The organism is Agrococcus sp. Ld7 (assembly GCF_045064095.1).
Lineage (GTDB): Bacteria > Actinomycetota > Actinomycetes > Actinomycetales > Microbacteriaceae > Agrococcus.
Genome location: NZ_JBISGY010000026.1, coordinates 233,250 through 246,329 on the forward strand (window position 1 = coordinate 233,250; position 13,080 = coordinate 246,329).

Sequence of the window (13,080 nt, forward strand, 5' to 3'; positions counted from 1 at the left end):
CCGGCGCGTCACGAGACCGATCGCGTCCCGCCTCCAAGGGCAGGCGATCTACGATAGGTCCCGTGCTCCGACGAATCGATCTGACGACGCTGCCCGCCGACCGGGACGTGCGCGAACTGCTCCCGCGACCGGCCGTCGACGTCGCCGCCTCGCTCCCTGCGGCCGCCGAGCTCATCGAGGCAGTCCGCACGCACGGCGCCGCGGCCCTCATCGAGCAGGCCGAGCGCTTCGACCGCGTGCGGCCCGCCGCGCTCCGGATCGACGTTGCCGCGCTGTCGGATGCGCTCACCTCGCTCGACCCGCTGGTGCGCAGCGCCCTCGAGACGAGCATCGAGCGTGTGCGCATCGGCTCCAAGGCGCAGGTGCCGCCGCCGATGATCGCCCACGTCGCCGACGGCGCCGAGATCGAGCTGCGCTGGCAGCCGGTGGAGCGGGTGGGCCTGTACGTGCCCGGAGGCAAGGCCGTCTACCCCTCCAGCGTGGTCATGAACGTCGTCGCGGCGCAGGAGGCCGGCGTCCGCTCGATCGCGGTCGCGAGCCCCGCCCAGGCGGACCACGACGGCCTGCCGCATCCGACCATCCTGGCCGCATGCGCGCTGCTGGGCGTGGATGAGGTCTACGCGATGGGCGGCGCGGGAGCGATCGGCGCCTTCGCGCACGGCGTCCCGTCGATCGATCTCGCGCCGGTCGACGTCGTCACCGGTCCCGGCAATGTGTTCGTCGCCGCTGCCAAGCGCATCGTCGCGGGCACCGTGCGCGTCGATGCCGAGGCCGGGCCCACCGAGATCCTCGTGATCGCGGATGCCTCTGCGGACCCCGAACTGGTCGCGGCGGACCTCGTGAGCCAGGCGGAGCACGACGAGCTCGCCGCCGCCGTGCTGGTGACCGACTCGGCGGAGCTGGCCGACCTGGTGGCCGAATCCGTCGCCCGCCGCGCGGCCACCACACCGGCGGCCGAGCGTGTCGCGGCCGCACTGGCGGGGGAGCAGTCGGCGATCGTGCTGGTCGCCGACCTGGCAGCCGCCGCTCGGGTGAGCGACGCGTACGCGCCGGAGCACCTCGAGATCGTCACGCGCGACGACGAATCGGTGCTCGCGCGCATCCATCACGCGGGTGCGATCTTCCTCGGGCCGCACACGCCCGTCAGTCTGGGCGACTACGCCGCCGGCTCCAACCACGTGCTGCCGACCGGTGGGCAGGCGCGGCGGGTCGCCGGGCTCGGGGCCGCGACCTTCCTGCGCCCGCAGCAGGTCGTGCGCTACAGTCGCGACGCGCTCGCCGTCGTGCGCGACGAGGTGACGGCGCTGGCTGCGGCAGAGGGCCTGCCCGCGCACGGCGAGGCGATCGAGGCGCGCTTCGAGGGGCGCGGGCGCTGATGCACTGCCCGTTCTGCCGCAACCCCGACTCCCGCGTCGTCGACTCCCGCACGAGCGACGACGGCACATCGATCCGCCGTCGCCGTCAGTGCACGCAGTGCGGCCGCCGCTTCACGACCACCGAGACGGCCAGCCTCTCGGTCGTGAAGCGCTCCGGCGTGCTCGAGCCGTTCCGCCGCGAGAAGGTCATCGAGGGCGTGCGGAAGGCCGTGCGCGGGCGCCCGGTCACGGATGCGGACCTCGCGGCCGTCGCGCAGTCGGTCGAGGAGACCATCCGCGCGACCGGCGCGAGCCAGATCGACGCGAACGAGATCGGGCTCGCGGTGCTGCCGCCGCTGCGGGAGCTCGACGAGGTCGCCTACCTGCGGTTCGCGAGCGTCTACAACAACTTCGATTCGCTCGATGACTTCGAGGCGGCCATCCGCACGCTTCGCGGGCAGCAGCCCGCCGGGGAGTCCGCCGAGTGACCGCCTACGAGCTGCTGTTCGAGCACGGCTTCTCCAAGGTCGACCCCGAGGCTGCCCACCACCTGGGCGCCAGCGCGATCCGAGCGATCGGCGCGGTGCGCCCCGGTGTCCGCGCGGACCCCTCGCTCCGTGTCCGTGCGCTCGGTCGGGAGTTCCCCACGCCGTTCGGCGTCGCAGCGGGCTTCGACAAGGACGCCACGATGATCGCCGGGCTGGGCGCGATCGGCTTCGGCCACGTCGAGGTGGGCACGCTCACGGCGCACCCGCAGCCCGGCAACCCGCAGCCGCGCCTGTTCCGCCTCACCGCCGATCGCGCCCTCATCAACCGCATGGGCTTCAACAACGGGGGAGCCGCCGCTGCCGCCGAGCGCATCGCCACTGCCCGCGAGGCTCGGTCGCGGCCGGTGATCGGCGTCAACATCGGCAAGAGCCGCGTCGTGGATGCCGAGGACGCGGCCGCTGTCGAGCGCGACTACCTGCAGTCGACGCGGATGCTCGCGCCGGTCGCCGACTACCTGGCAGTGAACGTCTCGTCGCCGAACACGCCGGGGCTGCGCGGGCTGCAGGACGAGCGGCTGCTCGAGCCGCTGCTCTCCGCCATCCGCGGCGGGGCAGGCACGACCCCGGTGCTCGTGAAGATCGCGCCCGACCTGGATGACGAGCAGGTGGAGGGCATCGCCGCGCTCGCCTCCCGGCTCGAGCTCGCGGGCGTCATCGCCACGAACACGACGATCAGCCGCGAGGGCCTGCGGACGGATGCCGCGACGGTTGCGAGCGCGGGCGCAGGTGGCCTGTCGGGCCCGCCGGTCGCGGAGCGCTCGCTGCAGGTGCTGCGACTGCTGCGCGCCGCGCTTCCCGAGTCTGCGGACGTGATCTCTGTCGGCGGCGTGGAGACGGCCGAGCAGGTGCAGGAGCGGCGTGCCGCCGGCGCGTCGCTCGTGCAGGGCTACACGGGTTTCATCTACCGCGGTCCCGGTTGGGCGCGCGAAATCAACCGCGGACTGATGGAGCACGCTACGTGGAACGATCGCCCATGATCTCGTTGCGCGGCGGCTGACGTCGCTGATAGGCGTATTCTCCGCCCCGTCGACCGCCGTACGGTCTCCCGTGGTCCGCGTACTCCTCTCGGAAGAACGCCAGTCGCCACGTGCCGATCGTCAACCGCGATCCCGTGCGAAGCACTCGCCCCATCGTCGGCTCAAGAGCCATCGCTTGCGACCCGCCGCCGATCGGCTCGCGAGCGAAGACGACATACTCGTCGTTGTCGTCATGTCGGATCTCTGCGTGGACATCGGCGATGCCCGGAAGCACCAGGTCGCACGAGCTGGCGGAACCCAGGAGCACGGAATCCTGCTGTAGCTCGAAGATCTGCGGTGGTGATCCGTCCCACACCTCGGCTTCTCGCGTGTAGATCAGTCGTGGGCGCCCAGCGCCCCGCGCGTAGTGCGTCGTCGTCACCGACATCCGGCTGCCGCGTCGAATCATTGGCAACAGCGGCCTGAGCATCGGTGCAACCGCGGGTACCAGGGGAGTCGTTCTGCGGGAAGCTCGGGAACCGAGTGTGCGCAGCACCTTGGGAGATCCCAGGCGGACGCGGCCGGATCCCGAGAGCAGGCGTCCGAGCATGGTGGGGCTGACGTCGCCGAACTCGATGATCGGACCATCCGGTCCGACGACGCGCACCCTCGCTCCCTCCGCGGCCAGCGCGTCGGCGAACGCTGTCAGTTCTCGCAGCTGTCTCCGATCGCCGACCGGCAGCCGTGCGGGGTCACTGATTCGAACAGTCAGCGTCGATCCCGAACCGCTCAGCTGGATATCGAAGGGCGGATCCTGCGTGTCCTCGAGGAGAGAGATGCTGAGGTCGGCATCGACGGTGATCATGGCCGCGGCCTATGAGGGATCGGAAACCGTGTTGTCACTCGTCGTGACACGGATGATGCCGTGGATGCGCCATGTGGCGCGCGGGGCATTGGGGCCGATGTCTCGCGGGACTTCGATCAGCATGTCCTCGAACTCATAATTGACCGTGGCGCGCCTCCCGGTCAGATACGACCACATCTCACGGCCGAGATCCGACCAGTCGGTGATCGAACGAGCAGCTGCGCCTGTCCCACCTTCTGCCGGAGTATCGCGCGAGTCGGTGTCTTCCATGATGAGCTCCTTCGGTCGAATCACGGCGTCTTTGCCCTGTTCGAGAACGGTAGTTCTGGACCACCAACGCCACAAGGCTGGCACGAGACTCATAGACAATCCTGACGCTTCCGAACGTCAACGACGGAGCGATTCCGGAGCAGGGTCGTCGACGGCCAGGCCTCGCGACGCGAGCCCTCCGGACAGGTCTCGCGACGCGAGCCGGCTGCGCCGGCGCGCTCCTCGACCTAGCGTCCTGCGGGCTCACGGCGGTGAGCCCTCCGGACAGGTCTCGCGACGCGAGCCGGCTGCGCCGGCGCGCTCCTCGACCTAGCGTCCTCCGGGCTCACAGAAGTGAGCCCTCCGGACGCTACTCCGGGTACTTGAAGAGCTTCGTCTGCGGCTTCGGCATGCGCATGAACGGCAGCTGCACCGCACGCATGGTCGCGTACCAGCCGTGCCCCTTCGCATCCTTCTCGCCGAACTTCGCGCGGATCGCGCGCCGCAGCTGCCACGCCATGACCACCGAGTCGAGCACGACGATGGCGACGAAGCCCCACAGCACGATGTTCGCGACGATCCGCCACTGCGGGTCGTTGATGAAGGTCAGTGCCAGCACCGCGATCATGACGGGCATGGCGGCAGTGCCGATCGAGAGCCGGGCATCGACGAAGTCGCGCACGTAGCGGCGCACCGGTCCCTTGTCGCGGGGCGGCAGGTACTTGTCCTCGCCGCGCTCGAAGCCCAGGCGCGCCTTCTGCCGTTCGACGCGCATCTTGTCCTGCATCTGCCGCTTCGCCTCTTTGCGGTCCTCGGGCACGAGCGGCCGGCGATTGCGCGCCACCTGCTCCGACTGCTTGGGCCGTCGTCGGACCTCGGGCCCGGGCTCGGGCTGGGCCTTGTCGTTGGCAGAACGGCTGAACAGCGCCACGGGAGGTCCTTCGGAAGAGCGGAGCGGGGGACGGCTCCATCGTACCGCCGCACCGGTGCTGGCTCGCCGCCTAGGATCGAGCGCATGACTGCACACTCCGCTGACTCCGCCGCGCTCTCCGCGCGCGACCAGGCCATCCTCGACGCCGTCGACGCCGGCTTCGAGCGCGCGCTCGACGACCTGAAGGCGCTCGTGCGCATCCCGTCCGTCGCGTGGGACTCCTACGACCCGGCGCACGTGCAGGCGAGCGCCGAAGCCGTCGCAGCACTCGCAGAGGGCACGGGGATCTTCGAGCGCGTCTCGATCGAGCGCGCGCCCATCGGCGACACGGACGAGCTCGGGCAGCCCGCGGTGCTGGCGGTGCGCCAGGCTCGGGGCGACAAGCCCTCGATCCTGCTCTACGCGCACCACGACGTGCAGCCGTGGGGCGACGTCGCGCTGTGGCGCACGGAGCCCTTCGAGCCCACGGAGTCGGACGGCCGGCTCTACGGGCGCGGCGCCTCCGACGACAAGGCCGGCGTCATCACGCACATCGCCGCGATCCGAGCGCTGGCGGAGACCGTCGACCCGGAGATCGGCCTGGCGCTGTTCATCGAGGGGGAGGAGGAGCACGGCTCCCGCTCGTTCAAGCGCTTCTTGGAGCTGCACGCCGACGTGCTGAGCGCCGACCTCATCGTGGTCGCCGACAGCGACAACTGGTCCACAGAGATCCCCTCGCTCACCGTGGCGCTGCGCGGCAACGCCGCCTTCAACGTGCGCGTCACGACGCTCGAGCACGCCAGCCACTCCGGCATGGTCGGCGGTGTCGTGCCGGACGCGATGATGGCGTTCGCGAAGCTCGCCGCGTCCTTCTGGCACGAGGATGGCTCGGTGGCGGTCGAGGGTCTGACCGAGGCCGACTTCGAGGTGCCCGAACAGAGTGAGCAGCACATCCGCGACGAGGCGGGCGTGCTCGACGGCGTCGACCTCATCGGCAGCGGCCCGGTGCTCTCGCGCGTCTGGGCGAAGCCGGCCATCACGATCACCGGTGTCGACGCGCCGAGCGTGCCAGACGCCTCGAACACGATCCTCCCGACGGTGCGGTTCCGAGTCTCGGCCCGCATCGCGCCGGGGCAGACGGCCGCCGACGCGTTCGCCGCCTTCCAGCGCCACATCGAGCGGCACACGCCGTTCGGGGCCGTCGTCGAGTACGACAGCATCGACCTCGGGGATCCGTTCCTAGTCGACACGAGCGGCTGGGGCGCGACCGCGACCAAGCAGGCGATGGCCGACGCATGGGGAGCGGAGCCCGTGGAGGCCGGCATCGGCGGCTCGATCCCGTTCATCGCCGACCTCGTGCAGCAGTTCCCGAGCGCGCAGATCCTGGTGACCGGCGTGGAGGACCCCGGCACCATGGCGCACAGCCCGAACGAATCGCAGCATCTCGGGGTGCTGCGGAAGGCGATCGGCGCGGAGGCGCTGCTGCTCTCGCGAGCCGCGGACCACCGGGAGTAGACTCGCGGTGAGGGCTGAGCCCTCTGGAGCTTTCGAGAGGAGCTGCGATGACGGATGTCATGACGCACGGCGTCAATCTCACCGACACGGCCGCCGACAAGGTGCGTCGCCTGCTCGACCAGGAGGGTCGCGACGACCTGCGCCTGCGGGTCGCGGTGCAGCCGGGGGGCTGCTCCGGCCTGATCTACCAGCTGTACTTCGACGAGCGGAAGCTCGATGGCGACGTGACGCGCGACTTCGATGGCGTGGAGGTCATCGTCGACAAGATGAGCGTGCCCTACCTGGACGGGTCGACGATCGATTTCGAGGACACCATCCAGAAGCAGGGCTTCACGATGGACAACCCCAACGCCGGCGGATCGTGCGCCTGCGGCGACTCCTTCAGCTGAGCCGGACCCCATGACGCGAAGCGCCGCAGATCCACGGATCGGCGGCGCTTCGTGGTCGGGAGCGCGTATGCGGCGCGTGGCAGGAGCCTGAGCATCGACTGTGGGTACTAGGATCGAGGAAGACGTTCACATGAGCCGGAGGAAGACATTGCGCACTCGTCGATCTCGTTGGATCGCAGCCCCGCTCGCCGTGGCCGCAGCGCTCGCGCTTGCGGGTTGCACCCCAGCGCAGCTGCAGGGGTACATGCCGTCGACGACGGGACTGACGAACCACGTCGACCGCATCATGGGTCTGTGGACGACGTCCTGGATCGTGCTCATGCTCGTCGGCCTGATCACCTGGGGCCTCATGCTCTGGGCCGGCATCGCCTACCGCCGCCGCAAGGGCCAGACCGGTCTGCCGGTGCAGCTGCGCTACCACATGCCGCTCGAGATCTTCTTCACGATCGTGCCGCTCATCCTGGTGGCCGGCTTCTTCGCGTTCACGGCGCGCGACCAGGCCATCATCGAGGAGCCGATCGAGGACCCTGACTACTCGGTCACCATCTACGGCAAGCGCTGGGCATGGGACTTCGTCTACGAGCGCGACGGCCAGGACTCGGTCTACTACCAGGGCGTCCAGGCCGCGACCGAGCAGGACTCGAACCTCATCGACCCGGAGTCGCTGCCGACGCTCTACCTCCCGACCGACTCGAGCATCGAGATCACCCTGGAGTCGCGCGACGTGGCGCACTCCTTCTGGGTCATCGAGTTCCTCTACAAGAAGGACATGCTCCCGGGCGTCACGAACCACATGTACTTCGAGACCGGCTCCGAGGAGACCGTCCTGCGCGGCAAGTGCGCAGAGCTCTGCGGCGAGTACCACTCGTTGATGCTCTTCGACGTCGAGCTCATCAGCCCGGCCGAGTACGACGCCTACCTCGAGAGCCTCGAGGCGGAGGGCAACGTCGGCGAGATCGATGAGTCGCTGAACCCCGCCGTCCCTGGTTTCGAGCAGGCCACTAGCGAAGAGATCGAGGGCAACTGATGACCGCCACGGCCACGCGCGCTCCTGAGGCGCCGATCAGCCCGAGCGCGCGGCGCAAGGGCAACGTGCTGGTCAGTTGGATCACGTCCACTGACCACAAGACGATCGGGTACATGTACCTGATCACGTCGTTCCTGATGTTCCTGATCGGCGGCGTCATGGCGCTGCTGATCCGTGCGCAGCTGTTCGCGCCCGGTCTCGAGGTCGTGCCGACGGAGGAGCAGTACAACCAGCTCTTCACCATGCACGGCACCGTCATGCTGCTGATGTTCGCGACACCGCTGTTCGCAGGCTTCGCGAACGTGCTCATGCCGCTGCACATCGGTGCGCCGGATGTCGCCTTCCCGCGACTGAACGCGCTCGCCTTTTGGCTCTTCTCCTTCGGCTCGATGATGGCGCTGGCCGGCTTCCTCACCCCCCAGGGTGCTGCCTCCTTCGGCTGGTTCGCCTACACGCCGCTGAGCACCACCGCGTTCTCGCCGGGCATCGGCGGCAACCTGTGGGTGCTGGGCCTGGCGATGTCGGGCTTCGGCACGATCCTCGGTGGCGTCAACTTCATCACCACGATCATCACGATGCGTGCCCCCGGCATGACGATGTTCCGGATGTCCATCTTCACCTGGAACACGCTCATCACGTCGCTGCTCGTGATCATCGTCTTCCCGGTGCTGGCGGCCGCGATGTTCGGCCTGGCGGTCGACCGCATCTTCGGCGGCCACATCTACGACCCGGCCAACGGCGGGGCCGTATTGTGGCAGCACCTGTTCTGGTTCTTCGGGCACCCAGAGGTCTACATCATCGCGCTGCCGTTCTTCGGCATCATCTCCGAGGTCATCCCGGTCTTCAGCCGCAAGCCGATCTTCGGCTACAACACGCTCGTGGGCGCGACCACCGCCATCGCGGCGCTGTCGGTCACGGTGTGGGCCCACCACATGTACGTCACGGGCACCGTGCTGCTGCCGTGGTTCTCGCTCATGACGATGCTCATCGCGGTTCCGACGGGTGTGAAGATCTTCAACTGGATCGGCACCATGTGGCGCGGCTCCATCTCGTGGGAGTCGCCCATGCTGTGGGCGTTCGGCTTCCTCGTCACCTTCACCTTCGGTGGGCTGACGGGCGTCATCATGGCGTCGCCGCCGCTGGACTTCCACATCTCCGACACCTACTTCATCGTGGCGCACTTCCACTACGTGGTCTTCGGCACGGTCGTGTTCGCGATGTTCTCGGGCTTCTACTTCTGGTGGCCGAAGTGGACCGGCAAGATGCTCAACGACCGCCTCGGTCACGTGCACTTCTGGATGCTGTTCATCGGCTTCCACACCACGTTCCTCGTGCAGCACTGGCTCGGCGTGATCGGCATGCCGCGCCGCTACTACACGTACCTCGCCGAAGAGGGCTTCACGTGGATGAACCAGCTCTCCACCGTCGGCTCGATGATCCTGGGCCTGTCGATGATCCCGTTCCTCTGGAACTGCTGGATCACGGCGCGCACGGCGCCCAAGGTGGAGGTCGACGACCCCTGGGGCACCGGCCGTTCGCTCGAATGGGCGACGAGCTGCCCGCCGCCGCGTCACAACTTCCACTCGATTCCGCGCATCCGCTCCGAGTCGCCGGCATTCGACCTGCACCACCCCAACGCGGGCATGCAGGTGGGGGTCGGGCCGCTGAAGGATGCGCCGGACCGCCCGGTGCAGGACGCGACGACAGGGGAGGTTCGCTGATATGCGCGCGAACATCATCATCATGGCGATCATCGCCGTGTTCTTCTACCTCAGCTCCGCCGTCTACACGGTGTGGAACCTCGGCGTCTACAACGTCGTGGAGTGGGCTGGCACGCTCGCGCTCGGTCTCACCGGTGCGCTGGCGACGCTCATCGGCTTCTACCTGATGCTCGTCTACCGCGGTCAGCACGGCGAGATCGCAGCCGACCGTCTCGACGGCGACCTCGAGGACGACGACCCCGACCAGGGGCACTTCGCGCCGTGGAGCTGGTGGCCCGTCAGCGTCGGCGCTGCGCTGACGCTCGTGTTCCTGTCGTTCACGGGGCCGACGTTCCTGCTGCCGATCGGTGCCGCGCTGGTCATCGTGATGATGGTCGGCTGGGTCTACGAGCACTACCGCGGCAACTTCGCTCGCTGAGCCAGAGCCGATCGACGCAGCGCCCCGCCCTCCTCGAGGAGCGGGGCGCTCTGCGTTGGGGCGCTGCGCCAGCTCAGGCCGCGCGACCCGCGCGGAGACCGGTGTGCAGGCATCCGCCCAGGAACGTGCCCTCGAGCGCCCGGTAGCCGTGCACGCCGCCGCCGCCGAAGCCGGCCGCCTCGCCGACGGCGAACAGGCCCGGCACGGGCACGCCGTCGGCGCCGAGCGCGCGCGAGTCCAGATCGGTCTGGATGCCGCCGAGGCTCTTGCGCGTGAGCACATGCAGCCGCACGGCGATGAGCGGCCAGTGCGCCTCGTCGAGGATGCGGTGCGGCGCCGCGGTGCGCACGAGCCGGTCGCCGATGTACTCCCTGGCGCGGCGGATCTCGATGGCCTGCGGGTCCGTCGAGCCGGGGTCGGCGACGGCGTCGTCGCGCTCCTGGATCGCGGCGACGACGGCCGCACGGTCGATGGTCGTGCCGTCGGCGTTCGCGCCCAGCCGTTCCATGCCGTCGAGCAGCTCGGTGAGCGAGCGCGCGACGATGAAGTCCTCGCCGTGGTCGAGGAAGGCCTGCACCGGGGCGGGCGCTCCCGGCAGCACGCGCTGTGCGAGCTTCGCGATGCTCCTGCCCGTGAGATCAGGGTTCTGCTCGGAGCCCGAGAGCGTGAACTCCTTCTCGACGATCGACTGCGTCAGCACGAACCAGGAGTGCTCGGCGTCGATCGAGCGGAGGTGCTCGAGCGTCGAGCGGGTGTCGAAGCCGGGATAGTTGGGGCTCGGCAGCCTGCGACCGAGGTGATCGAGCCAGAGGCTCGACGGCCCGGGCAGGATGCGGATGCCGTGCTCGGGCCAGATCGGATCCCAGTTCTTGATGCCCTCGGTGTAGTGCCACATGCGGTCGCCGTTCACGACCCGGGCGCCGGCAGCGGCCGCGACGTCGAGCCCGGAGCCGTCGACGTGCGCGGGGACGCCGCGAACGGCGGTCGTGGGTGCGGCGCCGAGCGACGCGGGCCACAGCGAGCGCACCCGGTCGAGCTCGCCGCCGATGCCGCCGGTGGCCACGACGACGCTCTCGGCGCGCAGCTCGAACTCGCCCACGGCTTCGCGGCTGGACGGCTCACCGCGCACGGTCAGGTCGTGTGCGAGCCGCGTGCCCGCGACGCCCACGACGCGGCCCTGCTCGGTCAGCAGCTCGGTGACCCGATGCCGGAAGGCGAGGTGCGCGCGGCCTTCCTCGACCGCATCGCGCAGCCGCCGCGTGAACGGGGCGACGATGCCGGGGCCCGTGCCCCACACGATGTGGAAGCGCGGCACGGTGTTGCCATGGCCGCCCTCGGTGCGGGCGCCGCGCTCGGCGTGCCCGACGATCGGGAACAGGCGGATGCCGAGCTCGCGCAGCCAGGGCCGCAGGTCGCGGTGGGAGAAGTCGAGATAGGCATCGGCCCACCGGCGGGCCCAGACATCCTCGTCACGGTCGAAGCCCGCGCTGCGATCCCAGTCCTCCCACGCGAGCTCGAGCGAATCGTCGATGCCGAGCCGTCGCTGCTCGGGGGAGTCGACCAGGAAGAGCCCGCCGAACGACCAGAAGGCCTGCCCGCCGATCGAGTGCGGCCCCTCCTGCTCGACGATCGTGACCGTGCGGCCACGATCGAGCGCCGTGCACGCGGCGACGAGGCCGGAGAGGCCGCTGCCCACCACGATCACATCGGTATCGGCCGCGGCCATGGTGCCTCCTCGCGACGCTGACCGCCGCTGGTCGTCAGCGGAACAGGGGGTTGTGGTTGACCATAGCCGTCGCCGCGCGCTCGAAGTAGTCCTCGAGCTCAGCGCGGTGCAGAGGGGCCGGGGCGAGCGCGTCGAGCGCGCCGATCATGCAGGCGACCCAGCGGTTGCGCGCGGCATGGTCGATCGGGAACGGCTGGTGCCGCATCCGCAGGCGCGGGTGGCCGCGACGCTCGCTGTAGGTGCCGGGGCCACCCCAGTACTGCATCAGGAACAGGCTGAAGCGCTCCTCGGCGCCGGCGCGGTCATGCTCCGGGTACATCGCGTGCAGCACCTCGTCGGCCCAGACACGGTCGTAGAACTCGTGCACGAGCTGCCGGAAGAACCGCTCGCCCCCGACGGCGTCGTACAGGGTCTGCGGGCCGGACTCGGGTGCCATCAGCGTCCCTCCTCGAGGCCCTTGACGACGATCTTCTGCAGCGAGGGCAGTGTCACCCCGAGGTCGTCGAGACCGTCCTTGACGCGGCGGCGCAGCTCTCGGGCAGCTTCGTACTTCGCGCTCGCGCGCGTCTTCACGACGAGTCGCACCACCACGGCTTCCGCGGAGATCGACTCGATCCCCCAGACGGCGGGCTTGTCGATGATCCGCCCGAGCCAGTCGACGTCCTCGCTCATCGCGGTGGCGACCTCGATGAGGCGCTCGGAGACGGCGTCGATGTCGGCGGTGTAGGGCACGGCCTGGTCGATGACGACGCGCGCCCAGCCCTGCGACTCGTTTCCGACCCGCACGATCTCGCCATTGCGCACGTACCAGAGCGTGCCGTTGATGTCGCGGACCTGGGTGACGCGGATGCCGACCGATTCGACGATGCCGGCGGCGGCACCGAGATCGACCGTGTCGCCGATGCCGACCTGATCCTCGAACACCATGAACAGACCGTTCAGGAAGTCCTTGATGACGCCCTGCGCGCCGATGCCCGCGGCGGCCCCGAGGAACCCGGCCATCGCCACGAGCGACGCGGGGTTCACGCCCAGGATGCTGAGGATCAGGATGAGCGCGAAGGCGCCGATGAGCCAGCCGGCGAGCGTGTTGAGCACGCTGCCGATCGCGCGCGTGCGCTGCACGACGCGAACCTGAGCGAGCGGGGAGTTGGAGAGCGCCTCGGTGTCGGCGGCGTTGGCCTTCCGCTTCACGCCCGTGACGACCTCGTGCACGACGCGCGCGATGACGGTCCGCACGATGGCGTACGCGATGAAGGCGCCGACGATCGTCAGCAGCACGCCGATCGGCGCGCCCCACGCCTTCCACCACTCGCCGAAGGCCACCCAGTCGACGCCGGTGCCCTCGCCGCCCTGGCTGCTCAGGCCGATGTGGCTGTTCAGGCCGCTCTCACGCACGTGCGC

Annotated in this window: 14 protein-coding genes; 8 read left to right on the forward strand and 6 right to left on the reverse strand. The window is 69.5% G+C overall.

Annotated elements, in window-relative coordinates:
• Window positions 1-62: 62 nt before the first annotated feature.
• The 3 genes from hisD to ACJJVL_RS05935 are packed head-to-tail and all read left to right on the forward strand — an operon-like array spanning window position 63 to window position 2,880.
• A complete protein-coding gene (gene hisD / locus ACJJVL_RS05925; RefSeq protein ID WP_405217442.1) occupies window positions 63-1,376 on the forward strand; it encodes a histidinol dehydrogenase in 1,314 nt (437 codons plus the stop codon).
• Window positions 1,376-1,843: a transcriptional regulator NrdR gene (nrdR, locus tag ACJJVL_RS05930; protein ID WP_405217443.1), complete on the forward strand. Its 468-nt coding sequence runs from the start codon at window positions 1,376-1,378 to the stop codon at window positions 1,841-1,843. Before hisD ends, nrdR begins: the two co-directional genes overlap by 1 nt.
• Window positions 1,840-2,880: a quinone-dependent dihydroorotate dehydrogenase gene (locus ACJJVL_RS05935; protein ID WP_405217444.1), complete on the forward strand. Its 1,041-nt coding sequence runs from the start codon at window positions 1,840-1,842 to the stop codon at window positions 2,878-2,880. Before nrdR ends, ACJJVL_RS05935 begins: the two co-directional genes overlap by 4 nt.
• Here ACJJVL_RS05935 and ACJJVL_RS05940 read toward each other — a convergent pair.
• The 3 genes from ACJJVL_RS05940 to ACJJVL_RS05950 form a co-directional block, all read right to left on the reverse strand.
• A complete protein-coding gene (locus ACJJVL_RS05940) occupies window positions 2,858-3,724 on the reverse strand; it encodes a hypothetical protein (RefSeq protein WP_405217445.1) in 867 nt (288 codons plus the stop codon). The two genes, ACJJVL_RS05935 and ACJJVL_RS05940, sit on opposite strands and share 23 nt — an antisense overlap.
• Before the next feature lie 9 nt (window positions 3,725-3,733).
• Window positions 3,734-3,994: a hypothetical protein gene (locus tag ACJJVL_RS05945; protein WP_405217447.1), complete on the reverse strand. Its 261-nt coding sequence runs from the start codon at window positions 3,992-3,994 to the stop codon at window positions 3,734-3,736.
• A 349-nt stretch (window positions 3,995-4,343) separates the two neighbouring features.
• Window positions 4,344-4,904, reverse strand: a complete 561-nt coding sequence (locus ACJJVL_RS05950) for a DUF3043 domain-containing protein (protein ID WP_405217449.1) — start codon at window positions 4,902-4,904, stop codon at window positions 4,344-4,346.
• A gap of 84 nt (window positions 4,905-4,988) precedes the next feature.
• On the opposite strand from ACJJVL_RS05950, the gene ACJJVL_RS05955 reads away from it, so the two are divergent.
• From ACJJVL_RS05955 to ACJJVL_RS05975, 5 genes are all read left to right on the forward strand, one after another.
• Entirely contained in the window at window positions 4,989-6,398 is a 1,410-nt protein-coding gene (locus tag ACJJVL_RS05955) for a M20/M25/M40 family metallo-hydrolase (RefSeq protein ID WP_405217450.1), read from the forward strand.
• Window positions 6,399-6,445: 47 nt separating this feature from the next.
• The gene (locus ACJJVL_RS05960) at window positions 6,446-6,787 is read left to right on the forward strand and encodes a HesB/IscA family protein (RefSeq protein ID WP_405217451.1); all 342 of its coding nucleotides are present in this window, start codon (window positions 6,446-6,448) and stop codon (window positions 6,785-6,787) included.
• A 130-nt stretch (window positions 6,788-6,917) separates the two neighbouring features.
• Entirely contained in the window at window positions 6,918-7,814 is an 897-nt protein-coding gene (locus ACJJVL_RS05965) for a cytochrome c oxidase subunit II (RefSeq protein ID WP_405217452.1), read from the forward strand.
• Window positions 7,814-9,535: a cytochrome c oxidase subunit I gene (gene ctaD / locus ACJJVL_RS05970; protein ID WP_405217453.1), complete on the forward strand. Its 1,722-nt coding sequence runs from the start codon at window positions 7,814-7,816 to the stop codon at window positions 9,533-9,535. The genes ACJJVL_RS05965 and ctaD overlap by 1 nt, the downstream gene beginning before the upstream one ends.
• A gap of 1 nt (window position 9,536) precedes the next feature.
• Complete coding sequence (locus ACJJVL_RS05975; RefSeq protein ID WP_405217454.1) at window positions 9,537-9,953, forward strand: cytochrome c oxidase subunit 4; 417 nt, start codon at window positions 9,537-9,539, stop codon at window positions 9,951-9,953.
• Window positions 9,954-10,026: 73 nt separating this feature from the next.
• Here the strand turns inward: ACJJVL_RS05975 and ACJJVL_RS05980 are convergent, their stop codons facing one another.
• Genes ACJJVL_RS05980 through ACJJVL_RS05990 form a run of 3 tightly spaced genes read right to left on the reverse strand, consistent with a single transcriptional unit; the run spans window position 10,027 to window position 13,074 of the window.
• Complete coding sequence (locus ACJJVL_RS05980; RefSeq protein ID WP_405217455.1) at window positions 10,027-11,679, reverse strand: FAD-binding dehydrogenase; 1,653 nt, start codon at window positions 11,677-11,679, stop codon at window positions 10,027-10,029.
• 34 nt (window positions 11,680-11,713) lie between these two features.
• Window positions 11,714-12,115 carry a globin gene (locus tag ACJJVL_RS05985; protein ID WP_405217456.1) on the reverse strand — a complete coding sequence of 134 codons (402 nt, stop codon included), beginning with the start codon at window positions 12,113-12,115 and terminating at the stop codon, window positions 11,714-11,716.
• Window positions 12,115-13,074, reverse strand: coding sequence for a mechanosensitive ion channel family protein (locus ACJJVL_RS05990; protein ID WP_405217457.1), 960 nt, complete (start codon window positions 13,072-13,074; stop codon window positions 12,115-12,117). Before ACJJVL_RS05990 ends, ACJJVL_RS05985 begins: the two co-directional genes overlap by 1 nt.
• Window positions 13,075-13,080 lie beyond the last annotated feature (6 nt).

Coding starts and splice junctions, on each gene's coding strand:
- ACJJVL_RS05975 (WP_405217454.1), top strand. CDS start 9,537: ATGCGCGCGAACATCATCATCATGGCGATCATCGCCGTGTTCTTCTAC.
- ACJJVL_RS05955 (WP_405217450.1), top strand. CDS start 4,989: ATGACTGCACACTCCGCTGACTCCGCCGCGCTCTCCGCGCGCGACCAG.
- ctaD (WP_405217453.1), top strand. CDS start 7,814: ATGACCGCCACGGCCACGCGCGCTCCTGAGGCGCCGATCAGCCCGAGC.
- ACJJVL_RS05940 (WP_405217445.1), bottom strand. CDS start 3,724: ATGATCACCGTCGATGCCGACCTCAGCATCTCTCTCCTCGAGGACACG.
- ACJJVL_RS05945 (WP_405217447.1), bottom strand. CDS start 3,994: ATGGAAGACACCGACTCGCGCGATACTCCGGCAGAAGGTGGGACAGGC.
- nrdR (WP_405217443.1), top strand. CDS start 1,376: ATGCACTGCCCGTTCTGCCGCAACCCCGACTCCCGCGTCGTCGACTCC.
- ACJJVL_RS05960 (WP_405217451.1), top strand. CDS start 6,446: ATGACGGATGTCATGACGCACGGCGTCAATCTCACCGACACGGCCGCC.
- ACJJVL_RS05985 (WP_405217456.1), bottom strand. CDS start 12,115: ATGGCACCCGAGTCCGGCCCGCAGACCCTGTACGACGCCGTCGGGGGC.
- ACJJVL_RS05965 (WP_405217452.1), top strand. CDS start 6,918: ATGAGCCGGAGGAAGACATTGCGCACTCGTCGATCTCGTTGGATCGCA.
- ACJJVL_RS05980 (WP_405217455.1), bottom strand. CDS start 11,679: ATGGCCGCGGCCGATACCGATGTGATCGTGGTGGGCAGCGGCCTCTCC.